Source organism: Streptococcus thoraltensis DSM 12221 (genome assembly GCF_000380145.1).
In the GTDB taxonomy this organism is placed as follows: Bacteria; Bacillota; Bacilli; order Lactobacillales; family Streptococcaceae; genus Streptococcus; species Streptococcus thoraltensis.
In genome coordinates this window covers 33810-58373 of sequence record NZ_KB904589.1, presented here as the reverse complement: position 1 = coordinate 58373, position 24564 = coordinate 33810, and the positions used below count along the sequence as shown (strand labels likewise).

At 36.1% G+C, this 24564-nt stretch carries 24 protein-coding genes; 23 read left to right on the top strand and 1 reads right to left on the bottom strand.

The annotated features are described in order from the left end of the window. Positions 1-332 precede the first annotated feature (332 nt). The gene (mscL, locus tag A3IA_RS0103455; RefSeq protein WP_018379954.1) at positions 333-704 is read right to left on the bottom strand and encodes a large conductance mechanosensitive channel protein MscL; all 372 of its coding nucleotides are present in this window, start codon (positions 702-704) and stop codon (positions 333-335) included. A 144-nt stretch (positions 705-848) separates the two neighbouring features. On the opposite strand from mscL, the gene dnaG reads away from it, so the two are divergent. The 23 genes from dnaG to A3IA_RS0103340 all read left to right on the top strand — a co-directional run bounded on the left by dnaG (position 849) and on the right by A3IA_RS0103340 (position 24296). Beyond that, positions 849-2624 (top strand): DNA primase, encoded by a 1776-nt coding sequence (dnaG, locus tag A3IA_RS0103450; protein ID WP_018379953.1) that lies wholly within the window; start codon positions 849-851, stop codon positions 2622-2624. A gap of 8 nt (positions 2625-2632) precedes the next feature. Beyond that, a complete protein-coding gene (gene rpoD, locus A3IA_RS0103445; RefSeq protein WP_018379952.1) occupies positions 2633-3745 on the top strand; it encodes an RNA polymerase sigma factor RpoD in 1113 nt (370 codons plus the stop codon). A 303-nt stretch (positions 3746-4048) separates the two neighbouring features. Continuing rightward, positions 4049-4387: a metal-sulfur cluster assembly factor gene (locus A3IA_RS0103440; RefSeq protein WP_018379951.1), complete on the top strand. Its 339-nt coding sequence runs from the start codon at positions 4049-4051 to the stop codon at positions 4385-4387. Between the two features lie 20 nt (positions 4388-4407). Further along, on the top strand, positions 4408-5334 hold the full coding sequence (locus A3IA_RS0103435; RefSeq protein WP_018379950.1) for a glycosyltransferase family 2 protein: 927 nt from the start codon (positions 4408-4410) through the stop codon (positions 5332-5334). Between the two features lie 39 nt (positions 5335-5373). Beyond that, entirely contained in the window at positions 5374-6246 is an 873-nt protein-coding gene (rfbD, locus tag A3IA_RS0103430) for a dTDP-4-dehydrorhamnose reductase (protein ID WP_083902713.1), read from the top strand. Positions 6247-6366: 120 nt separating this feature from the next. Then, a complete protein-coding gene (gene cps2T / locus A3IA_RS0103425; RefSeq protein ID WP_018379948.1) occupies positions 6367-7518 on the top strand; it encodes a beta 1-4 rhamnosyltransferase Cps2T in 1152 nt (383 codons plus the stop codon). Next, a complete protein-coding gene (locus tag A3IA_RS11760) occupies positions 7508-8467 on the top strand; it encodes a glycosyltransferase family 2 protein (protein ID WP_018379947.1) in 960 nt (319 codons plus the stop codon). The genes cps2T and A3IA_RS11760 overlap by 11 nt, the downstream gene beginning before the upstream one ends. Next, positions 8457-9401 (top strand): glycosyltransferase family 2 protein, encoded by a 945-nt coding sequence (locus A3IA_RS0103415; RefSeq protein WP_018379946.1) that lies wholly within the window; start codon positions 8457-8459, stop codon positions 9399-9401. The genes A3IA_RS11760 and A3IA_RS0103415 overlap by 11 nt, the downstream gene beginning before the upstream one ends. Next, on the top strand, positions 9398-10123 hold the full coding sequence (locus tag A3IA_RS0103410; protein ID WP_018379945.1) for a glycosyltransferase family 2 protein: 726 nt from the start codon (positions 9398-9400) through the stop codon (positions 10121-10123). Before A3IA_RS0103415 ends, A3IA_RS0103410 begins: the two co-directional genes overlap by 4 nt. Continuing rightward, positions 10123-10470: a DUF2304 domain-containing protein gene (locus A3IA_RS0103405; RefSeq protein ID WP_018379944.1), complete on the top strand. Its 348-nt coding sequence runs from the start codon at positions 10123-10125 to the stop codon at positions 10468-10470. The genes A3IA_RS0103410 and A3IA_RS0103405 overlap by 1 nt, the downstream gene beginning before the upstream one ends. Continuing rightward, on the top strand, positions 10467-12236 hold the full coding sequence (locus A3IA_RS0103400) for a SpaA isopeptide-forming pilin-related protein (RefSeq protein WP_018379943.1): 1770 nt from the start codon (positions 10467-10469) through the stop codon (positions 12234-12236). Before A3IA_RS0103405 ends, A3IA_RS0103400 begins: the two co-directional genes overlap by 4 nt. A gap of 9 nt (positions 12237-12245) precedes the next feature. After that, positions 12246-13070 carry a LicD family protein gene (locus A3IA_RS0103395; RefSeq protein ID WP_018379942.1) on the top strand — a complete coding sequence of 275 codons (825 nt, stop codon included), beginning with the start codon at positions 12246-12248 and terminating at the stop codon, positions 13068-13070. 2 nt (positions 13071-13072) lie between these two features. Beyond that, positions 13073-13795: an IspD/TarI family cytidylyltransferase gene (locus A3IA_RS0103390; RefSeq protein WP_018379941.1), complete on the top strand. Its 723-nt coding sequence runs from the start codon at positions 13073-13075 to the stop codon at positions 13793-13795. Positions 13796-13797: 2 nt separating this feature from the next. After that, positions 13798-14853, top strand: a complete 1056-nt coding sequence (locus tag A3IA_RS0103385) for an NAD-dependent epimerase/dehydratase family protein (RefSeq protein ID WP_018379940.1) — start codon at positions 13798-13800, stop codon at positions 14851-14853. A 1-nt stretch (position 14854) separates the two neighbouring features. Next, complete coding sequence (locus A3IA_RS0103380; RefSeq protein ID WP_018379939.1) at positions 14855-15793, top strand: glycosyltransferase; 939 nt, start codon at positions 14855-14857, stop codon at positions 15791-15793. A gap of 12 nt (positions 15794-15805) precedes the next feature. Next, positions 15806-17161 (top strand): DUF2142 domain-containing protein, encoded by a 1356-nt coding sequence (locus A3IA_RS0103375; RefSeq protein WP_018379938.1) that lies wholly within the window; start codon positions 15806-15808, stop codon positions 17159-17161. A gap of 4 nt (positions 17162-17165) precedes the next feature. Then, positions 17166-18590 (top strand): flippase, encoded by a 1425-nt coding sequence (locus A3IA_RS0103370; RefSeq protein ID WP_018379937.1) that lies wholly within the window; start codon positions 17166-17168, stop codon positions 18588-18590. 43 nt (positions 18591-18633) lie between these two features. Then, positions 18634-19770, top strand: a complete 1137-nt coding sequence (locus A3IA_RS0103365; protein WP_018379936.1) for a glycosyltransferase family 4 protein — start codon at positions 18634-18636, stop codon at positions 19768-19770. 382 nt (positions 19771-20152) lie between these two features. Then, entirely contained in the window at positions 20153-21385 is a 1233-nt protein-coding gene (locus A3IA_RS0103360; RefSeq protein WP_018379935.1) for an efflux RND transporter periplasmic adaptor subunit, read from the top strand. Positions 21386-21387: 2 nt separating this feature from the next. Beyond that, entirely contained in the window at positions 21388-22095 is a 708-nt protein-coding gene (locus A3IA_RS0103355; protein ID WP_018379934.1) for an ABC transporter ATP-binding protein, read from the top strand. A 9-nt stretch (positions 22096-22104) separates the two neighbouring features. Next, a complete protein-coding gene (locus A3IA_RS0103350; RefSeq protein ID WP_018379933.1) occupies positions 22105-23319 on the top strand; it encodes an ABC transporter permease in 1215 nt (404 codons plus the stop codon). Then, positions 23312-23917, top strand: coding sequence for a TVP38/TMEM64 family protein (locus A3IA_RS0103345; RefSeq protein ID WP_018379932.1), 606 nt, complete (start codon positions 23312-23314; stop codon positions 23915-23917). The genes A3IA_RS0103350 and A3IA_RS0103345 overlap by 8 nt, the downstream gene beginning before the upstream one ends. A 97-nt stretch (positions 23918-24014) precedes the next feature. After that, the gene (locus A3IA_RS0103340; RefSeq protein WP_018379931.1) at positions 24015-24296 is read left to right on the top strand and encodes a GNAT family N-acetyltransferase; all 282 of its coding nucleotides are present in this window, start codon (positions 24015-24017) and stop codon (positions 24294-24296) included. Positions 24297-24564 lie beyond the last annotated feature (268 nt).

The following is a 24564-nucleotide window of genomic DNA, read 5'->3' as shown; positions in this document are numbered from 1 at the left end:
AGAACTTTTTTACGAAAATCTAGTGAATATGCCATAAAAACATGATATCACAAATGTACTGTTTTTACTTCATTTTACTATATATAGAGATTTATACTTTTCGAAAATCAAATTTAGACGTTATGGATTTGATGAACTCCAGTTTTGTCTGTGTCGGCATTAACTAGTCTCGCTTTGGGTTTCATTGAGTATTAGAATTTATCATAATGAAAGGGATAGCTCAGAAATAGTACCCTGCGAAACTTAACGAGATAAGTGTTGCAATTACACAATTTTGACTATTTCAAAAAAAGCAGGACTCAATGCCTGCTTTTTGTAGAGAAGAAATTCTCTTATTTACGAGCCAAAAGGTCGCGGATTTCTGTAAGAAGAAGCTCTTCGTTTGAAGGTGCAACTTCTTCGACAACTTCGTCTTTTTTGGGCATGAATTTACTTGCAGCTTTAACGATGAAGAAGAGAATAGTACCAACAATCAAAAAGTTAAGCACAGCACTCAAGAAGTTACCGTAAGCAACGCCGTTCCAAGTTAATTCAGCGATGCGCTGTGCACCAACCGCTTTTAAAGCAGGGTTCAATAGAAGTGGAGTGATGATATCCTCTACCAATGAGGTGATGATAGCACCAAAAGCAGCACCAAAGATAACGGCAACAGCCAAGTCAAGGACGTTTCCTTTAAACAAAAAAGCTTTTAATTCTTTAATCATATTCGATTCCTTTCTTTATTAGATTTTATTATACAGTAAAGAAAGCTTAGGAGCAAGGGATTTGAATTTTTTTGTTTTACACGTGCTATTGATAATGTTATAATGTAACGTAAGGCAAAATTTGATTTTGGTGGAGGTGATGTCGTGATTTTGGATAAAGAAACCATTGCTCAAATCAAGCAGGAAACCAATATTGTAGATATTATTGGGGAGGTTGTTGCTCTTTCAAAAGCAGGACATAACTATCTGGGACTATGTCCCTTTCATAAGGAAAAAACGCCATCATTTAACGTTATCGAAGATAAGCAGTTCTATCATTGCTTCGGTTGTGGAAAATCAGGTGACGTTTTTAAATTTCTAGAGGACTATAGACAGATTCCTTTTAAGGAAGCTGCCTCTGTTTTAGCTGAACGTTTGGGAATGTCAATCCAAGTGCCCCAAACCGCCTATCATCAGTCCAAACATCCTCACGAAAAATTATTTCAAATAAATGCTGATGCTAATAAATTTTTCCAAGCCGTTTTAATGACTACAAAGCAAGGAGAGGCAGCACGGCAGTATTTGTATGATAGAGGACTGACGGATGAGCTAATTAAACATTTTCAAATTGGACTATCTCCTGAAGAACCTGATTATTTATTTAAATCTTTATCGAATAAATATGATGAGGAGACTATTTTAGCTTCAGGTCTCTTCAACTTATCTGAAGAATCAAATCGTATCTATGATGCTTTTCAAAATAGGATTATGTTTGCTCTTACTAATGATCAAGGAAAAGTCATTGGCTTTTCGGGTCGTATCTGGACAGATCAGGCTAAAAAAAGTCATCAAGCAAAATACAAAAACACACGTTCAACCCCGATATTTAATAAATCCTACGAATTTTACCACCTAGACCAAGCTAAGCCAGTGATTGCTAAGAAGCGCGAAGTCTATCTTATGGAAGGCTTCATGGATGTGATAGCCGCTTATCAGGCGGGTGTGGTAAATGCGGTTGCGTCGATGGGGACAGCTTTGACGCAGGAACATGTGAGTCATTTGAGTCAATTTACTAAGAAGATTGTTTTAACATACGATGGTGATGCCGCTGGGCAAAATGCCATTGCTAAATCGTTAGAAATCCTTTCTCAATTTTCAGTGGATATTGTCAAAATGCCACAGGGAATGGATCCAGATGAGTATTTGCAAACTACTTCAGCAGAAGAATTGACTAATCTCCTTGCTAATTCTCGAATTAGTCAAGTAGAGTTTTGGATTTATTACCTACTGCCTGAGAATAGTGACAATCTTCAAAGCCAAATTGCTTATGTTGAAAAGATTGCTGATGTCATTGCAAAAGAGCAGTCAATAACGGCTCAAAATACCTACATCAATAAGGTTGCGGATCTCCTTCCGGATTTTGACTATCATCAAGTTGAACAGTCGGTCAATAATCGCCGTATTTCTATGCGGCAGAATATGGTTCAATCACAAGCTCTTGAACCAGTCTATATTGATATACCGATTGTCAAACAGGTGACCGCTCTTAGAAAGACTGAAAATCATCTCTTTCATCGGATGCTTTTTTACCCAGTGATTTTAAATGATTTTAAGTTGAGGCAAGATTTTCAATTCAATACTCCAGAATTAGTTGAGTTGTACCAATTACTATTGACTAATGGAGAAATTACATCTTATGAGTTGTCTGGAGAATCAGAGGCAGTACAGCAGGCTTATTATCAGATTTTGGAGGAGCAGTTACCAGAAGAGGTGGGTGACAATGAAATTTCAGATTTGGAAAGGCATCGTGATCGTTTGTTAGCGCAAAATGATATGCGTAAACAAAGTCAATTGATTAAAGATACTAGTAATCAAGGTGATCAAGAGAGTGCACTTGCCGCCTTAGAAGCACTTATTGCACAGAAAAGAAGCATAGAATAGAGGGAATTATGGCAGAAAAAACCAAAGAAATAACAACTTTTAACGTTCAAGTTGCTGATTTTATTCGTAATCATAAGCAAGCTGGGACTGCCGTCGATACAGAAGTTACTGACAAATTAGTTATTCCCTTTAGTTTAGACGCGGATCAAATTGATGATCTTTTAGAGCGTCTAACAGATGGTGGTATTGCTATTACAGACAAAGAAGGCAATCCGTCTACTAAATACGTTGTTGAAGCACCAAAACCTGAAGAGTTAACCGACGAAGAACTTCTTGGAAGTAATTCAGCAAAAGTGAATGACCCAGTGCGTATGTATTTGAAAGAAATTGGTGTTGTGCCTCTTTTGACGAATGAGGAAGAAAAAGCTCTTGCTATTGCTGTTGAAAATGGAGATCTCCAAGCCAAACAGCGCCTTGCTGAAGCTAACCTACGTTTGGTTGTTTCAATTGCTAAACGTTATGTGGGACGTGGGATGCAATTCTTGGATTTAATTCAAGAAGGTAACATGGGGTTAATGAAAGCTGTTGATAAGTTTGACTATTCAAAAGGTTTTAAGTTTTCAACTTATGCAACTTGGTGGATTCGTCAAGCCATTACACGTGCTATCGCAGACCAAGCGCGTACGATTCGTATTCCAGTTCATATGGTTGAAACCATCAACAAGCTTGTACGTGAACAGCGTAATCTTCTACAAGAATTAGGACAGGATCCAACGCCAGAGCAAATTGCGGAACGTATGGATATGACGCCCGACAAGGTTCGTGAGATTCTTAAAATCGCTCAGGAACCTGTATCACTTGAAACACCTATTGGTGAGGAAGACGATAGTCATTTAGGTGATTTCATCGAGGATGAAGTTATTGAAAACCCAGTTGATTACACAACACGTGTGGTTCTACGCGAGCAGTTGGATGATGTTCTTGATACCTTAACAGACCGTGAAGAAAATGTTCTTCGACTCCGCTTTGGATTGGACGATGGGAAGATGCGCACCCTTGAGGATGTCGGTAAAGTTTTCAACGTTACCCGTGAGCGTATCCGTCAAATTGAAGCTAAGGCTCTTCGTAAACTCCGCCACCCAAGCCGTAGCAAACAACTCAAAGATTTTATGGAGGATTAAAAAGGTTCGACTGACCTTTTTAACCTCCTGCTTAAAATAAAGACTAGGGCAACTTATCTGTAGACCAAATCAACGCTCGCCTAGAAATAGGAAACGGACAAGTCCATGATAACGTGTATTAGGTGATTTGTTAAAGAGAAATACTGGAGGCATTCAAAGTGCTTTCTAGCTTTTCCCAAAAATAAAATTGGAGTTAAATAATCCAATTTATGGAGATTTTGAACTGCCCAATTCTTGTGTAGAGCGTCATTGCTAGTGTGAAAAGAGTTATTTGTACTGATAAATCATTGTGAAAGGAAAATTATGTCAGAAGTTATCAACTATACTGAAGAAGAAATTGCTAACATTAAAGAGCGTATTTTCGAAGCTCTTGAAGAAGTCATTGATCCTGAGCTTGGTATTGATATTATTAACCTTGGTTTGATTTATGAGATTCATTTTGAACAAGATGGTAAAACGCAAATTGACATGACTTTAACGACTATGGGATGTCCATTAGCCGATCTCATTACAGATCAAATTTATGACGTTTTGAAATCTGTTCCAGAAGTGACCGATGCAAAAGTTCGTTTAGTCTGGACACCGGCTTGGTCGGCAGAACGCTTGAGCCGCTATGCAAGAATAGCATTAGGGATTCGATAAAAATAAAAGGAGGAAGAATTGTGAAAACACTTAGTATAGTTGTACCGTGCTATAATGAGGAAGAGACAATTCTTCCTTTTTTAACAACAGTACAAGAAGTTGAAAAGAAGTTGACGCATGAATTAATCTTTGACTATTGTTTTATTAATGATGGATCTGTCGATGCTACACTTGATATATTAAGAGATATTTCAAAAAAATATATCAATGTTCATTATCTATCACTTTCGCGAAACTTCGGTAAAGAAGCTGCATTGTTAGCAGGACTAGAGGAAGTAAGAGGAGACTATGTTACTGTCATGGATGCAGATTTGCAGGATCCTCCAGAATTACTCCTTGAGATGTATGCTAAAATTCAAGATGGCTATGATGTTGTTGGGACGCGAAGAGCTGACCGCAAAGGAGAGCCAGCACTTAGAACAATCTTTTCAAAAATATTTTATTGGTTAATTAATCGTATTTCCAGTACGGAGATGGTAGATGGTGCTAGGGATTACCGATTGATGACTCGTCAAGTTGTTGATAGTATTTTAGAACTTGGTGAAGTGAATCGTTTTTCTAAAGGATTATTTTCATGGGTTGGCTATGATGTGACTTATATTTCTTTTGAAAATAAGGAAAGGATAGCTGGGAGCACATCATGGACTTTTTGGGAACTCTTAAAATACTCTATTGATGGCTTTGTCAATTTTTCGGAAGCTCCTTTGACTTTAGCTGCTTGGGCTGGTTCAGGATCCTTTTTATTGTCTGTTTTAGCTATGTTTTTTATCATTGTTCGGCGTTTGGTCTTTGGTGACCCCGTAGCTGGCTGGGCAAGTCTGGTCTCAATAATGCTTTTTATAGGTGGCATTCAATTACTTTGTTTAGGGATAATTGGAAAATACATCGCTAAAATCTTCTTAGAAACCAAAAAGCGTCCAGTTTATATTGTCAAAGAAAAAGGGTGAAATACCCCTTCTTTTTTGATATACTTTGTTACAAGAACAATGGAATCAAGGAGAATTAAAATGATTTTAATTACTGGTGCCAACGGACAGTTGGGAACTGAACTTCGTTACTTATTAGATGAACGTCATCAGGAATACGTAGCAGTTGATGTGGCTGAGATGGACATCACTGATGAAGCGAAAGTTGAAGAAGTGTTTGAGCAAGTAAAACCAACATTGGTCTATCATTGCGCTGCTTATACCGCTGTCGATGCCGCAGAAGATGAGGGGAAAGAGCTCAATTATGCTATTAATGTGATTGGTACAGAGAATGTTGCTAAAGTAGCAGCAAAACATGATGCCACTTTAGTTTATATCTCGACAGACTATGTTTTCGATGGAGAAAAACCAGTAGGTCAAGAATGGCTCGAAACTGATATACCAGATCCTAAGACAGAATATGGTCGTACCAAGCGTCTTGGTGAAGAAGCTGTTGAAAAATATGCTAAGAACTTCTACATCATTCGTACCGCATGGGTATTTGGTAATTATGGTAAGAACTTTGTTTTTACCATGCAAGAACTAGCGAAAAAACACTCTCGTTTGACAGTGGTCGATGATCAACATGGTCGTCCAACATGGACTCGCACCTTAGCAGAATTCATGACTTACTTGGCTGAAAATCGTAAAGAGTTTGGTTATTATCACCTATCAAATGATGCAAATCAAGATACGACATGGTATGATTTTGCAGTGGAAATTTTGAAAGATGCAGATGTTGAAGTTGTGCCAGTTGACTCATCTGCTTTTCCAGCAAAAGCAAAACGTCCGCTTAATTCAACGATGAGTTTAGAAAAAACCAAAGCTACTGGATTTGTCATTCCAACATGGCAGGATGCTTTGCAAGAATTTTATAAACAAGGTAAAAAATAAAAATGTTAAATGAAAGATCCTTTTTAGCGGACACTGCTAGAAAGGACCTTTTTATTTAAACGAAGAATATGAAATTATGGTATAATACACTATGATTGTATCAAATAGAATGGAGTTCTTATGCGCCATATTTTTATTATAGGAAGCAGAGGTTTGCCTGCTAAATATGGTGGGTTTGAAACCTTTGTTGAGGAATTAGTGACACATCAGATTAGTGGTCAAATAAAATATCATGTTGCTTGTTTGAGTGATGAAAAGACGGGACAACACTTTGAGTTTAAGGGGGCGGATTGTTATACTGTTAATCCACCTAAACTTGGTCCTGCTCGTGTTATTGCCTACGATATGATGGCTATTCATTATGCTCTTTCTTATATCAAGAAGCATCAAATCAAACAGCCTATTTTTTACATTCTGGGAAATACCATTGGCCGTTTTATGAAACCCTTTGCCAAAAAAATTAAGGCAGTTGATGGCAAGTTATTTGTCAATCCAGATGGTTTGGAATGGCGACGGGCTAAATGGTCAAAACCTGTGCAGGCCTACTTAAAGCAATCTGAAAAAGTAATGACGCAGGTTGCAGATCTTATTATCGCTGATAATGAAGGTATTGAGAGTTATATAAAAGAAGCCTATCCATGGAGTAAGACACGTTTTATTGCCTACGGAACGCAGACGAGGAATTCGTCCTTAACTAATGATGATGCGCTTGTGAGATCTTTTTATGACAACTGGCATATAAAAGAAGATGATTATTATCTTATTGTTGGACGGTTTGTTCCTGAGAACAATTATGAAGCTATGTTGAAAGAATTTATAGCAAGTCAAACAAAAAGAAAACTCATTATTATTTGTAATCATGAGGGCAATCCTTATTTTGATGAGTTAGCCAAAAAAACAGCTTTTCAGTCTGACCCTAGGATTCAATTTGTCGGTACTGTTTATGACAAGGAATTACTGGGCTATATTCGTGAATCAGCCCATGCCTATCTTCATGGACATGAAGTTGGTGGTACAAATCCAGGTTTACTTGAAGCCTTAGCTCATACAGATGTCAACTTAGTTTTAGATGTTGATTTTAATCGAAAAGTAGCTCAACAAACTGCTCTATATTGGGCAAAAGATGAAGGAAACTTGAAAAATCTCATTGATTCTGTAGATACTGAGGACTTTAGGCATTTAGGAAATGAAGCGAAGCATCATATCAAATCCAACTATACTTGGAAAAAAATTGTGGGAGAATACGAGGAATTATTTCTAAATGAAAGTTAATATCTTATTATCAACCTATAATGGTGAAAAATATTTATCTGAACAGATAGAAAGTATTCAGGCGCAAACTTTTACAGATTGGCAACTGTTGATTCGAGACGATGGGTCTAGTGATGGAACGGTTGATCTCATTAAGCATTTTGTAAAGAGTGATCATCGCATTCGTTTTATTAATGAAGATAATATCGTTAATTATGGCGTTGTCAAGAGTTTTTATCATCTGGTTAAGTTTGAGAAAGCGGATTATTATTTCTTTAGCGATCAAGATGATGTTTGGTTGCCACAGAAAATGGCGCAAACTTTAGAAAAGGCTATGGAGTTTCCAAAGCAGACGCCTCTTATGATTTATACTGATTTATCTGTTGTAAATGAACAATTAGATATTATTAATAACCGTATGATTCAATCTAAAGGAAATAGTCCCGTTACAGAGGTGCGAGAACTTCTTTGCCATAATTCAGCAACGGGGGGAACTAGCATGGTAAATCACGCTTTGACTTCTGTTTGGCATGAGCATTCAGACATTATTATGCATGATTGGTACCTTGCGCTAGCTGCCAGTGCTCTAGGGAAACTGGTTTTTTTGGAAGAAGTTACTGAACTTTATAGACAACATGATAATAATGTTCTAGGAGCTTCTATTGATAGTGATTCGTTATCGTCAAAAATTTACCATTTGTCTAATAGAATGATAGAGTATGACAAAAAACTGGTGGATTACATCAAGCAAGCGACCTGTTTTTATTCTGATAATGAAAGACTTTTAACTGAGGTAGATAGAGAGTGTATAGATTGTTTTTGTCGCTTGCCACATATGACTATTTGGCAAAGAGTAAAAGCTATTAAAAAATTTGGTTATAAGAAAAATAATCCATTGACAACACTCATGCTGCGCTTAGCTATTTTACGAATAGATAGCATAAAAAAGGAAGACACACATGAAGGTTAATATCTTATTATCAACCTATAATGGAGAAAAATATTTATCTGAACAGATAGAAAGTATTCAGGCGCAGACCTTTAAAGACTGGAATCTTTTAATCCGTGATGATGGTTCTAAGGATAGCACAACCTCTATCATTAGGGAAATAGCTGAGGAAGATGATAGAATTCGTTTTATAAATGATGGTCAAAATGAGAATTACGGTGTCATTAAGAGTTTTTATCATCTGGTTAAGTTTGAGAAAGCGGATTATTATTTCTTTAGCGATCAAGATGATGTTTGGTTGCCTGAAAAACTAGAAATTACCTTACAAAGAGGGCAAAAGGAAAATCCAGATAAACCGCTGTTAGTTTATACAGATTTACGAGTGGTCAATGAAAATTTAGAGATTCTTCAAGAAAGTATGATTAAGGCTCAATCCCACCATGCAAATACTGAATTGGTACAGGAATTAACCGAAAACACAGTAACTGGCGGTACTATGATGATTAATAAAGCCTTAGCTGATAAGTGGCAGGTTTACGAAAATCTGCTTATGCACGACTGGTATTTGGCTCTATTGGCTGCATCATTGGGCAAGCTTGTCTACATAGACCAACCGACACAACTCTACCGACAGCACGAAGCTAATGTGTTGGGAGCGAGAACAGAAGATAAGAAGCTTAAACTTCTCCGTTTAGGTCCAAAGGCTATATTTACAAAATATTGGCAAATAATTCATGATTCACAAAAGCAGGCTATGACGATTGTAGAATTGTTTGGAAGGGACTTAACCCCGCGAGATCGATTGTTAATTGAACAGTTCTACGATATTGACCGACAGTCAATTCTTAGGAGAGCTGAGAGATTGATCCGATATGGTTATAGCAAGAACCAACTGACACATAAAATAGTATTTAAAATTTTAATATTAACGAATTGGTATAATAGAAATAGATGAAAAAAGTATTGATGATTATCCCTGCTTATAATGAAGAGGGTAATATTGAAAAAACGGTTAGAAGTATTATTGATTATCGTGAATCAAATAATTTACCTTTTCAGCTAGATTATTTGGTTGTAAATGATGGTTCCAAAGATTCAACTCCTAAAATTCTTGATCAGTTGCAGTTTAATCATGTTGACTTGGTTCAAAATTTGGGAATTGGTGGTTGTGTTCAAACAGGTTATATCTATGCATCTCGAAATGGATTTGATATTGCAGTCCAATTTGATGGAGATGGGCAACATGATATTGTAAGTATCAATGACGTTGTTGCTCCCATTATAAAGGGCGAAGCTGACTTTACGATTGGATCACGCTTTATTGATAAAACGAATGAAAATTTCCAATCAACCGCTGCAAGACGTATGGGAATTAACTTGATTTCTAAAGCCATAAAATTAATGACTGGTCGGAAAATTTATGATACTACTAGTGGTTATAGGGCGGCTTCTAAACCTGTCATCGATTATTTAGCGAAGCATTACCCTGTTTCGTATCCGGAACCAGAGTCTATCGTTCGCATCATTAAAAAAGGCTATCGTGTTAAAGAAATACATGCGAATATGTTTGAACGTTTGGAGGGAACGTCAAGTATTCGAGCCTTTAAGGTCGTGACTTATATGCTTGATGTATTGCTATCAATCTTTATTGCAGGTCTTATGAAGGAGAGAGATTAATGTCATTATTTTTACAAGTAGAAATGTTTATATTGGCCTTAATGATTTTTTATTTTATTATTCGAATGGTCAATAAAAATGCTTTTTCAATAAGACGGGCGGCTCCATGGATTTTTGTTGGTCTGACAATTATTTTTATCAGTTTATTTCCTCAAGTGGTTTCGTTTGTCGCGCATAAAGCTGGCTTTGCCTTAACAATGAACTTTTTACTATTTGGTTCCATTTTATTTGTTTTTTTCTTGGAATTAATAAATACTTCGAGTAATACTAAAAAAGATAATCAGATAAAAGAATTGATACAGGAAATATCATTGATGAAGAAAGAAATTGAGGATTATAAGAAATGAAGAAGTCACATTATTTGTTTCTCTTTTTAAGTTTATTCCTCACGTTGATACCATCTCATTTTGTCTCTGCCAAAGAAGTGAAAATACATCATGTGAATGTCTATTATAATTATAACAACAATCCAATATACAGCATTCAAGTTGTTGCTAAAAATTATGCTACTGCTCAGAAAAAGCTGATGACAGGAAAGTTGAAAAAAGAAGATGTGCAGCATTTCTCTTTTGAAAAGTTAAAAGAAAACTATGAAGTTAAAGATGGTATTGTAAAGTTAAATGAGCAGATTTATTTTGGAAAAAACATACGCTTATCAAAGGAGCAAGCAAATCAAGTAATTGAAGAACTATATGTAACTAATCTTTCTTTTTTAGATTATCTGAATGAATTTGGTCCGCAAGTAACCCTTTCCAATCCTAGCAATCCTAAGTATAAATTTACAGATAAAAAAGGTTTAGCTGTTGCAGATATTGAGGAAGGCACTACTGTTTTTGTTACTTCAGCTAATCCAAGTGATATTGTGTTAAAAGAAGTAAAAGACGATACAACAATTTTGTTAGGGAATACACAAAAAAATCATGGTATTTCAATACAAACTGAAGATAAAAAATCTACCACTGATATGTCGGTTGATTATGGGCAGCGTGTCACTTATCGCATACCAATTGAAAACCGCAAGACACTAGCTGTTGATGTTTCACCCAACTTTATTATCGAGTCGGTTAATTATCCTTATGAGCAGACCTACCATCTTAATGATATTAAAGAAGGAGTTAAGGGTCGTCTACATGGTAAAACATCTTTAAATATTGTTGACAATGTTATCGGATACAAAGCTTCAAAATATGAAAATGAAGAAGAGAGAAATAAAAAGATTGCTGAGGAGCTGGCAAAGTTACAATCGATTTATCGTTTGAATGTGGATTTGACAAACAAGGAAGAAAAGTACCTTGAAATTCAGGGCTATATCTCCTCAGAAGTTAACTATGAACTAAAAACGCAGTTAAGTAGTCAAGAAAATGAAGACATTAAAACTGTTGAAGATATTTCCTATACTGTTTACAACGATTCTTTTAAACAGGGTATATCTGTTTCAGAAGATCAAATGTATTGGAAGACACCTAGAGTTCAAAGTTACAATATCAATTTTGCGATGTTTGATGCTACTAAAAATACGCTAAAAGCAGGTGGGGAATATGTTTTAGGTAGAATTGATAAGAACCAGAACTTGTTCTTATACTTTGGGGCTAAAGATAAGAATGCTATTTGGAAAAAGCAAAAGTCTCCTTACAAGAAACTTCAACTAGATAGAACTAGTGATTACAAGATTTTAAAGGGAAATTATACGTATTCAATCGATGGTAACAAACAGCCCTTCGAGCTAAATAAGTCTACCTGGGAGTACAATATTGATAAACAGACTAAGGAGAATAGTGCACTCTTTAAACTAAAAGGTCTTTCGAGTAATTTTACGTATGTTCTTTATCCTATCAAAGCTCCTAGTGGTTACCAGTTAGGTAAGAAACCTATAACTTTTAAAGTAAGTCCAAAGAGCCAGAAAAAAGCACAATTTCCTAATTATCATATCAATGGACAAATTATGGATATGGAATATGGTGATATTGAATATAATGCTCTGCCTATGGTTCCTAAAGGGGCGCGTGTTCATTCACCAGTAAATCCTTATCTTTTGGCAACAATAGGTGGTGTTTTTGCTGTAGGACTTGTAAGTCTTGTGACATTTTGGCTCTTAAAAATGAATAGTAATTAAGGTAATATAATGAAAAAAATGACAAACGAGGAAATCAGGAAAGTTCAGCTAGATATGATGGACTACTTAGATGATTTCGCTAGAAAAAATAATATTGAGTATTCACTAGGAGGTGGAAGTCTGTTAGGTGCTATTCGGCATAAAGGCTTTATCCCTTGGGATGATGATATTGATATTATGCTTAAAAGAAATGACTATGAAAAGTTAATAGATGCCTTATCTAAAGAGGATAATCCTGATTATAAATTACTTCATCACTCCACTGAGAAGAATTTACTTCCGTTTGCTAAATTGTATAGCACTAAGACAATCATGCAAAGTAAAACAGATCGGATGCATCCATGGACAGGCCTATTTATTGATATTTTTCCAATGGATCAGTTGCCAGAATCGTCTGAACAACGCACAGCATTTTTTAAGGAAGTGCACTCATCAACTGAAAACTTACTTAGCACCTCTTTTCCAGAATATGCAAGTGGTTCAAACGCTGTATTCGCATTTGCTCGTCTGTTCTTAAGATTTCCAAGATTTGTCAAATATCATGGACAAACGAAAAAAATGGCTGTTGAAACCGATAAAGTGATGCAAAGGTATAACGGAAGCGACTCACCTTATATTGGTTTTGCTGATTCACGCTATCGCTTGAAAGAGTGTTTTCCAAAGGAATTATTTGACGAATTCGAAGATATTGCTTTTGAGCATTTGACGACGCGAAAAATCAAGAATCATCATGCTTACTTAAAACAATTGTATGGCGCCTCTTATATGGAGTTACCTCCTGAAAATAAGCGTCAAAATCATGATTATTACATGTGGTATTGGAAGGAGGACTAACGATGAATATTGGTGTTATTTTTGCTGGGGGTGTTGGTTCCCGCATGCGCTCAAAAGGGAAACCTAAGCAATTTCTAGAAGTACATGGAAAGCCTATTATTGTCCACACCTTGGAAATATTTGAGCAGTGCTCTGCAATTGATGCCACAATAGTGGTTTGTGTCAGTGACTGGTTGGATTACATGGAGACCCTAATCCCTAGGTTTAATTTAAAAAAAGTTAGAGCAGTTGTTCCAGGTGGTGAAACGGGGCAACTATCTATTTTCAATGGCTTAGAAGCAGCGGAAAAAATAGCGACGAGCGATAAAGATATTGTGCTGATACATGACGGTGTTCGCCCGCTAATCAATGTTGAAGTATTGAACTTAAACATTGAAACCGTTAAAGAATCTGGTTCAGCGATTACATCAGTCGCTGCTAAAGAAACGGTTGTTTTAATTAACGAAGATCGAGTTATTGATGAAGTTGTCGATCGAACAAGGTCTTATATTGCTAAAGCGCCTCAGAGTTTTTATTTGAAGGATATTTTAGAAATAGAGCGTGATGCTATTTCTAATGGGATTGTAGATGCAATTGATTCTAGTACATTAATGGGAATGTACCAGAAGCCTTTAACGATTGTAGAAGGTCCTTATGAAAATATTAAAATTACAACTCCAGACGACTTTTATACCTTCAAGGCTCTCTTTGATGCGCGAGAAAATGCTCAGATATTTGGAATTTAGTTATGATTAATTACAGTAATAAAATTGTCCAAGGCGACATGCAAAAAATAACAGCGGCTACCTATATTGACTGGCAAAAACTCAATGGCAAAACAGTTTTAATAACTGGTGTTAATGGGATGTTAGCTACGTATATAGTTTACGTATTTGCTTATTTAAACGAATATTACGATGCAGGTATTACTATTTTAGCAACTGCTCGTAACTTTAAAAAAGCTAAAGAACGCTTTTTAGGGCTTGAAGGTCATCACCATTTTGAACTCATAGAATATGATGTTAATAGTCCTTTTGCTTATGATGGATCTGTCGATTATATTGTCCATGCTGCTAGTAATGCTAGTCCATGGTTTATCCTCAACGATCCTGTAGGTATTCTCAAGGCAAACACCCTTGGAACGATGAATTTATTAGAATTTGCAAAGACTAAAAATATTCAAAATTTCTTATTTTTATCGACTAGAGAAATTTATGGAAAAGCTATCAGTAATGATATTGATGAAACGTCATATGGTTCCTTTGACATATTGGAAAGCAGAGCTTGTTATCCAGAAAGTAAGCGGATGGCAGAGACAATGTTGCAATCCTATTATGATCAATTTGCTATCCCTTATACGATTGCTAGATTGGCTCATTCTTATGGACCAGGGATGGAATTAGCAAATGATGGGCGCATTATGAGTGATTTATTATATAATGTGATTCAAAAAGACGACATTATCCTTAAAAGCGATGGCAGTGCAGAAAGAGCTTTTTGTTACTTATCAGATGCTGTTACAGGTTTATTCACGGTGCTACTCAATGCACAAAAATGTCAAGCCTACAATGTTGCTAATGAAGATGAACCCATCATGATTCGAGACTTGGCACAATTATTAATTGATAGTTTTCCAAATCGCCAATTAAAACTTATCTTTGATATTCCGAAGGTGATGGGAAAAGGTTATAGTAAGATGGGAAGAACTAAATTAAACACCAAGAAACTGGAGTCTCTTGGATGGCATAAAGAAGTGTCGTTAAAAGAAGGTATTAAAAAGACAGTTGAAAGTTTTGAGGAATGACATGATAAAGACAGCTGTTTTGATGGCTACCTATAATGGTCAGGATTTTATTGAAGAGCAACTAGACTCTATCCGCCAGCAAACTCTGCGGCCAGATTATGTCTTGCTACGTGATGATTGTTCAACTGATGACACAATTAAGATTGTGACAGACTATATTGATCGTTATCATTTGACAGGATGGTCAATCACTAAAAATGAAACGAATTTGCATTGGCGTTTAAATTTTCGTGAGTTATTACGTGATGCAAGCCACCTTGATGTTGATTATGTATTTTTCAGTGATCAAGATGATACTTGGTATTTGGATAAAAATGAAACTCAGGTGGCACATATGGAAGAAAATCACTCAATTGATGTTTTGAGTGGTGATATTGATGTGATTACTTTGGGAGAAAGTGCCACTGTTCCAAAGAATTTCACCTTCGAAGATGGGCAAAAAACGCTATCTAAGTATCCGTTTGACATGAGTTATCACAATTATCGTCAAGGTTGGACATTTTGTATAAGAAAGACATTTATTGATCAGATTGTTCCTCATTATCAAGATAACCAAGTGTTATCGCATGATAATCTTATGACGGGAATCTCCGGTGTTCTAGGAACAGGCTATAATCTTAATCGTCCTGTAGGAATTCACAGGAGACACGGCGGAAATGCTAGTGGTAATCTTTTGAATTTGAAAAGTTCTAGAAAACATCATCTTCAAGATTTGACTTTTGTAGCTAGTTACTATCAGATTTTATCAGATGTTTTATGCGAGCAAAAGAGTCAGTGGTATTCTTTATCATTGTCCTATCTTGATTTTGCAAATGAAAGATTGCATAATGCTATGAATCGTAAGTGGCTTACCACAGTTAAACAGATACTCACTAAAAAACGGTATTATGACAGTTTTTCCAATCGAATGAGAGATCTTGTCTTTTTAATAAAAAAATAAGTGGGAGTAGAAATGAAATCAAAGCTGTTAGTCCTTTTTGAAGAAAGTCAAATTCATAAAGTCTTTTTGGTTTTAGGAATGTCTCTTGGGACGATGCTATGTTTGTTTATGCCTTTGTTCAATGAGCCGGATGGGCAGTACCATCTAGCAGTATCTGGACGAATTGCGAATAATATTATTGATACCTCAAGATATGGGGATCCTGCGGTAGCATCTGGTATGTCACGACAAAAACAGTCTTATAAAGATGGTACCCATTTTGAAAAATACTATCTCAACAAAGCTTATTTTGTAAAGCCTTCTTCGGTGCCACGAAATATTAGATATAGTAAAATTGACTTTGTTTACTGGGGGCACGTTGTTCCTGCCATTGGTTTAAAAGTCGGAAAGTTAATTTACCCTTCTATTGGGGTAATGGTTACCGCAGCAAGGCTTACTAGTTTAATTGTTTGTGTCTCAACATTATATGTGATTATTAAGAGATTAAAAGCAGCAAAATATATTTATTTCTTTGTTTTTTTAAGTCCAGTTGCTTTAAACTCATTTGCTAGTTTATCGTATGATGCTACCGGTTTTGTACTGGTTGCACTTTTTATAAGTATTGTCATCAATACATTGGTTGATGGAGAATTGACAAAACGCAGAAGGCTTAGGCTATATCTCTCGGGATTTTTATTAATAATAGGTGCTAAATGGAATTATTGGCTATTATTGGCTTGGCTACCATTTTTAGAATATCATTATAATCCAGCTTTAGAGATTCTTCGTCAAAAATTAGCTGGAGTAAAGGCTTATTTGCGGTCGGATAAGAAACGATTGCTACTAGTGGGAACCCTAGCTGTATTTCTGATATTGGCTATTTTGTGGATATTATCTATTAGGCATGGTGGCTTATTAGTCGTTATTAGAAGGTATATTATGACTTTTGCACATAGTTATGCTGGTCTCGATGTTCACAATAATGACTTGACATCATGGTTAGCATCACCATATCCGACATTTAATTTTATGCCAACATGGACAACATCAGCTTGGTACTTATTTTTGTTTTTAGTCTTGTTAGCTGAAGATAAATTTATCAGAAGTAAAAGAATCGCCTACTCTGCTTTGGGACTTTTTCTTATAGGAGTCATCGGTGTGTTCTATATCATGCTTGATTATAATGGGGCATCAACTAGCTATATTGAAGGTGTTCAGGGCAGGTATTTTACACCAACTCTAGTTTTATTACAACTGTTCTTTTCAGGGATAAAGCCAGGACTAAACCAATATGCTAAAAAAGTAATCCCTATCGGAGTAGCTCTTCTTGCTATCGCTTCAAATATTCTACTATTATTTGATACAGTGGTAGCCTTGATAATGAGATAATAAAATGAAATTAATCAAAAATATGTTTTACAACGCTAGTTATCAAATGCTAGCATTAATCTTACCTTTAGTAACAGTTCCTTATGTTGCGAGAGTTCTCTCACCTGAAGGAGTTGGACTCAATGCCTACACTAATTCAATAGTGACTTACTTTACTCTAGCGGGTGCGCTTGGCATTGGCTTATATGGTAATCGTGAAATTGCTTTTGTGCAAAAAGATAAGTATCAGCGGAGTAAATTATTTTGGGAACTTGTCATTTTAAAATGTTGCTCGGTAGGTTTAGCTACCTTATTATTTTTAGGATTTGTTTTAACAAGGGATAAATGGCAAATTTATTTTTTGTTACAAGGTATAAACTTGCTAGCGACCATGTTTGATATTTCGTGGTATTTTATTGGAATAGAAGATTTTAAAAAGATTGTTATTCGTAATACGATGGTAAAACTAACCACTGTTATATTAACCTTCGTACTAGTAAATGATAAGGGAGATTTGGGTCTTTATATTTTTCTTATAGCGTTTTCAATGTTTTTAGGAAATCTGACAGTGTGGCCCTTTTTAAAGGGGGAAGTGAACCGTGTTCCTTTGAAGCAACTTCAAATTTTAAGACATGTATTACCTGCCATTCAGCTCTTTTTACCACAAATCACAACGCAGATTTATTTATCGTTAAATAAAAGTATGTTGGGAGCGATGGATTCTGTTGTTAGTGCTGGTTATTTTGACCAATCCGACAAAGTAATTCGTGTTTTATTTACACTTGTAGCTGCTTTAGGAGGCGTCTTTTTACCTAGACTTTCTAGTCTGTTTTCAGAGAATAGAGAGTCTGAAGCTAAATATTTATTGTTAAAGCTGATTGATTTGAGCAATGCTATTTCCCTACTGATGATTGGAGGAGTGATTGGCGTCTCCTCAACCTTTGCTATTTTTTTCTTTGGAGAGGGTTACTCTGAGGTAGGGGCTTTGATGGCAGTTCAATCGTTAATGATTTTGATGATTTCATACGGTAATGCTTTGGGAACACAGTATTTATTAGCGGCTAGGAGAACTAAGGCCTATACGATGTCAGCAATAGCTGGTTTGATAACCAACATCATTCTCAACTTTGTTCTAATTCCTAAAATGGGAGCTATGGGTGCCATTATTGCTACTGTTGCTACAGAGTTTGTTGTATCCATTTATCAAGCTGTTTCCTTGAGAGATGTTTTCACTTTTGGAGAACTAACTCATGGTTTGTGGAAGTATGCACTGGCTTCAATTGTTGTTATTATTAGCTTACAGTCGCTAGGTAAGGTATTACCAGTGACTTTACTTGGCTATAGTATTCAGGGAGCTGTTGGCGTTATATTATATATTTTAGTGTTACTATTATTAAAAGCTCCTATTCTGACAATTATTAGTGATTTTAGAAGAAGTAAAGATAGGTGACTGAAAACTTTAGGCAAAAAGAAATGAAACATGAAGGTAGAAAATGTCTAGTAAAAAAACAGTAGTATTTTTTTCTGGGTTTTACTTACCATTTTTAGGGGGGGTAGAACGTTTTACAGAAAAGTTAACGAAACATCTCGTAGAGGTGGGATATAATATCATTATTGTTGCTTCAAAACATGATGAGAGTTTACCTAGTATTGAAGAAAATGATGCGGTTAAAATTTATCGTTTACCCAGCTATTCTTTATTTAAAATGCGGTATCCAATCTTAAATCATAATTCAGAGTTTAAAAACCTTATGATGGAGTTGGGAAATGAATCAGTTGATTATGTAATTTGTAACACGCGTTTTCAATTGACTACGGCTCTAGGGGTGCGGTTTGCAAAACGAAAAGGTATTTCTCCTCTGATTATCGATCACGGTAGTAGTCATTTTACAGTAGGAAATAGATTTTTAGATTTTTTTGGTGCAATATATGAACACCTTTTGACTTCTTATTTAAAACATTTTTGTAGTGATTTTTATGCTGTTTCTGAACGTAGCCTTAACTGGTTGAAACATTTTAATATCAAAGGAAATGGTGTTATTTATAATTCAGTTGATGCTGACTTATTTGAGAAATTCTCAAATAGACGTTTTTCTACAGATTTAGACAATAAATTAGTCATTACTTATGCAGGGAGAATTATTCGAGAAAAGGGTATTGAACTCTTGCTTCAAGCCTATTCGGAGATTCCTGAATCGTCCGATAAAATATTGATGGTTGCAGGTGACGGTCCAATTTTAGAAGAATTAAAAGAGACATATCGAAGAACTGATATACACTTCCTTGGGAAATTAGACTTTGAAAAGACTATGTCATTAATGAACCAGACTGATATTTTTGTATACCCTTCGATGTTTCCAGAAGGACTTCCAACGTCTATATTAGAAGCAGGTAGCTTGAAATCTGCTGTTATTGCCACTGACCGTGGTGGTACAAAGGAAGTTATCAATGATTCGAGTTTAGGAATTATTATTGAAGAGAACAAAGAATCATTATACAATGCTTTGGTAGAATTAATTTCCGATAATAAATGTCGTGCCATCATGCAAGAAAATCTTTTTGCTCGTGTTCGTGAGCAGTTTGTGTGGCCAGAGACTGTTAAGAGATTGGTGGATGTTTTGAAAAATTAATAGATGCAATCGTTAGAGTTATCGTGTAAGATATACTGTTATTATTTCTGTAAGGAGAACGTAGACAATCTGTCTCTGTTTGGAAATTTTGCAGGGTGACGGATAATCATTAAACTTTTATAAACGCTGTTATTTCAATGTTTTTGAGTGTTTTGGGCTACAAATAAAAAAGATTTGGAGAAACTGTCTAAAATGGACTTTGTCTTCAATCTGTGAAGACCTTCTAGGTCTTCTTTTTTTATAGTGTAACCGCCTCAGTTCCTTGTCTGAAAGTTAATTCATTTAACTATATTATATTTTTCGGAAATCTCCATATTCCAGTAATCGCTTGCATTGATTGTGAAAAAGGTCTATAATGAAAAAAATTATGCAGGAGGTTATTATGGTAAGGCGCGTAAAAAGTTCGGGTTTTAAGAAAAAAGCATTGTTAGGTATTGTTGGCTTGGCTCTATTGATAGGTGTTTTTAGTATTTATCAGATGTCAAAATCAAGTCGTAATACGGAGAAAGAATCAATGTATAAGACTAGTACAGTGACAAGTGGCAAAATTGCATCATCTACTCTATTATCTGGCACCGTATCAGCGTTATCGGAACAATATGTTTATTATGATAACTCTAAAGGAAGTTCAGCTACAGTGACTGTTGAAGTTGGTCAACAAATTGGCAAGGGTCAACAGTTGGTTCAATACGATGCCACCAGTGCTCAAGCTAGTTATGATACAGCCGTGCGAAATCTAAATAAGGTTGGACGCCAAATAAATGCTCTGCAAACTTATGGAACGCAGGCTGTCCTTCCTACAGAGACAACGAGTGAACAAGGTATGGGAAACATAGATTCAGGGACAAGTCAGGCAACGCCGGCAAGTCCAGCAACTGGGCAAACCTATAATCAGCAATTACAAGACTTGTATGACGCCTATGCTGATGCTGAATCTGAAGTAGCTAAAGCTCAAGAAGCATTGAATCAGACAGTTGTCTTGAGCGATGTAGACGGAACAGTAGTTGAAGTTAACAATTCAATCGACCCATCTGCTAAGGAAAGTCAAACACTTGTTCATGTTGCAACACAGGGAGAATTACAAGTCAAAGGAAACTTGACAGAGTATGACTTGGCAAACCTTAAAAAAGGTGATGAGGTTATTATCAAATCCAAAGTCTTTCCTGATAAAAAATGGCAGGGGAAAATGAGCAGTATTTCAGACTATCCTGAACAAGCAGCTGGTAAGAGTGATTCTTCTAGTGGTGGTTCAAGTGGTGCTAAATATGAATACAAAGCCGATATTACCAGTGATTTAGAAGGATTAAAACAAGGATTTACAGTATCTGTTGAAGTGTTGAATAATAAGGAATCTCTTTTAGTTCCTACATCAGCTATTGTCAGCTCAAAAGGGAAAGATTATGTTTGGCGTTATGACAAACTAACGAAGAAGGCAAGCAAGCAGGAGGTAGGGATTGGTAGAGCAGATGCTAATTCTCAAGAAATCTTAACCGGCTTGGCAAAAGATGACCGAATTATTGCTAATCCTGATAAAAACTTAAAGGATGGACAGAAAGTTAGTGATGATAAGATAATGGTTGATGAAACTCCTAAAGCAAATAGTAAGGAGAAATAGCCATGGAGGATAACAAGGTTTTAATGCAATTAAAAGGCATTACGAAGTCTTATCGCAATGGTGAACAAGAGCTACAGGTTTTAAAAGGGATTGATTTAACAGTACGTGAGGGTGATTTTTTAGCTATTATGGGGCCGTCTGGATCAGGGAAATCAACCTTGATGAATATTATTGGTCTTTTAGATAGCCCTAGTTCAGGTAGCTATGATTTGGATGGTCAATCTGTTTCTGGTTTATCAAGTAAGGCGCTGGCGAAAGTGCGTAATCAAGAAATTGGATTCGTTTTTCAGCAGTTTTTTCTTCTTTCTAAGATGAATGCTTTACAGAACGTCGAACTTCCTTTGATATATGGAGGCGTCAGCGTTAGCAAAAGAAAACAATTAGCCAAAGAGTTTTTAGAAAAAGTTGAACTTGGTGATCGGACAAAACATTTACCATCAGAATTATCGGGTGGACAGAAACAAAGGGTTGCCATTGCACGTGCCTTAGTGAATAATCCTGCTATCATTTTAGCTGATGAACCTACTGGTGCCTTGGACACCAAAACAGGGACGCAGATTATGGAATTGCTTCAATCTCTAAATGATGAAGGAAAAACAATCATCATGGTTACCCATGAACCCGAGATTGCTGATTATGCAAAACGCAAGATTGTTATTCGAGATGGTGAGATGACACTTGATACAACAAATAGTGTTCGAATAGATTAGGAGGAAAGTGTGGAAAATTGGAAATTTGCCTTTAGTTCAATACTTAGCCATAAAATGCGTTCCTTCTTGACTATGCTGGGAATTATCATCGGGGTGGCTGCAGTTGTTATCATTATGGGACTTGGGGATGCGATGAAAAAAAGTGTCTCTGATAGTTTTACCGGAGACCAGAAGCAAGTTAGGTTATACTATAAAGAAAAAGGTGAAGAAGATGACCCCTATGCTGCCTTTTTTGGTGAAGGAGTTGCTGAAAAACCAGTCCAAATAGAATGGTTGGAACAGCTAGTTGCAGCAATACCAGGAATTGACTCCTATTTTGTGACCAATTCAGCCAATGGTAAAATTTCTTATCGTAAAAAAAGCCTAGATAATGCAATGATTTCTGGAGTTAGTCAAAATTATTTTGCCGTTAAAAATTATGACATTGTCGAGGGACGTCAGTTCCAAAAAGGCGATTACAGTCACTTTTCTAGAATTATCATGATTGATACCATCATGTCAGATCAATTATTCGGTAAAAAGCACTATAAGCAAGCATTGAACAAGATTTTGACAGTTGGAGATAAGGATTATTTGGTGATAGGTGTCTTTAAGGCTTCCAGTAACTCGGCAGGTATCAATGGTTTAGCTGTTATGACAAATACCCAAGTGGCTCAAGAATTTCAAACGGATGAGGTTGGTCAAATTTTTGTTCATGTCAATGATGTGACTGAAAGTCAGACTCTAGGTAAGCTGGCTGGTAAAGAACTGACGAAGTTATCACAGGTGCGAAATGGTGAATACGTTGTGGCGGACAATGGTGCAATCTTGAAAGACATCAATCGACAATTTGGTATTATGACAACAGTTATTGGTGCCATTGCGGGTATTTCTCTTTTGGTTGGTGGTATTGGTGTCATGAATATCATGTTAGTTTCAGTTACCGAGCGAACTAGGGAGATTGGTCTTAGAAAAGCACTGGGAGCAACCCGTCGTAATATTTTGACACAATTTTTGATTGAAGCAGTCGTCTTAACCATTTTAGGTGGTTTGCTGGGTCTCTTATTAGCCTTTGTTGCTGTCGGTAGTTTAGGTGCTGCGATGAAGCTGCCAGGTGCAACCGTCTCATTAGATGTCGCCTTTATTGCCATCACTTTCTCGGCATGTATTGGTATTATTTTTGGACTACTTCCTGCCAACAAAGCGAGTCAATTAGACCCAATCGAGGCTTTACGTTATGAATAATCCTAAAAAAACAACTCGTTCCTTAATTAGAATATTATCAACTATAATACTGATTCTATCTCTGGTTTTTGTTTACTTTTTGGTCGTCAATTTAGATATTGTCAACAATCCGTCTGCCTTGCAGGAACTGATTGGAAAAGATTTAGTAATCGGAGCGATTTTGTTTTTCGGATTGCAAGTTATTCAGGTGTTGATTGCACCAATCCCCGGTGGTGTCATAACCGTTGTCGGATTTTTAGCATTTGGACCTATTTTAGGATTTGTGTTGGATTACTTAGGTATTCTTCTAGGCAGTTGGCTTTTGTTTCGTCTGGTTAGAAAATACGGACGATCAGCTATTCATCTCATGCTTTCGGAAGAGAAATTATCAGCTTATGAGAACCGATTTTTAGGAAATTATTTTCAAAAATTGGTAACTCTTGTCATGTTAGCTCCGATTGGACCGGCTGATATAACTGTTATGCTGGCTGGTTTGAGTAAGATGACGGAGAAAAAATTGATGATGATACTAGCTATCTGTCGTCCGTTATCAATTATCTCTTATAGCTATTTTTGGATTTATGGAGGTCGTTGGCTAGAGCATTTTTTGCATTTCTGAAAAATTGGATAGCTTGTGTGGATTTCCTTTTGATGTTTCCAGTCTTTCTGATAAAATAATACTAAGTTTAATGATTTAATGTGAAGGAGGTTTTCAAATGGTAGTTGTTTCATTTAAAGCAGATGAGAATCGTTCGATTGCTCTTGATGGAAGCAAAGAAATAGGTGAATGTACCTATCAGGTGTCAGATGGCGTTTGGGTTATTAATCACACCTTTGTCGATCCAGAATATGGTGGTCAAGGCATTGCAAAACAACTTGTTGAGAAAATCATTTGGCAAGCCCGTGAGGAAAAGGTTAAGGTTTCGGCAAGCTGCTCATATGCTATCCATCTCTTTAACAAGACAAATGACTATGATGATGTTCTTGTCAAAGATTAACAAGAACCATAGCAGAAGTAAATAAAATAAGCCCTGTCTCTAAAAGGAACTAAAGCATTTAGCGAATTGTATGAGAGAGGGCTTGCATGTAGTTTTTATTACTATATAGTTTTATTTAAAAAGCAAAATCTCTCCAACGCATCTGTGTTTAGAAGACTTGTGGCTAAAGAGGAAGTCGTTGTCAAAGGCTATATAGTTTCATTGAAAAGTAAAACTTGTATGAAAAAACAAAAGTCCTTTATGCTCATCTGTATTTAGAAGACTTGTG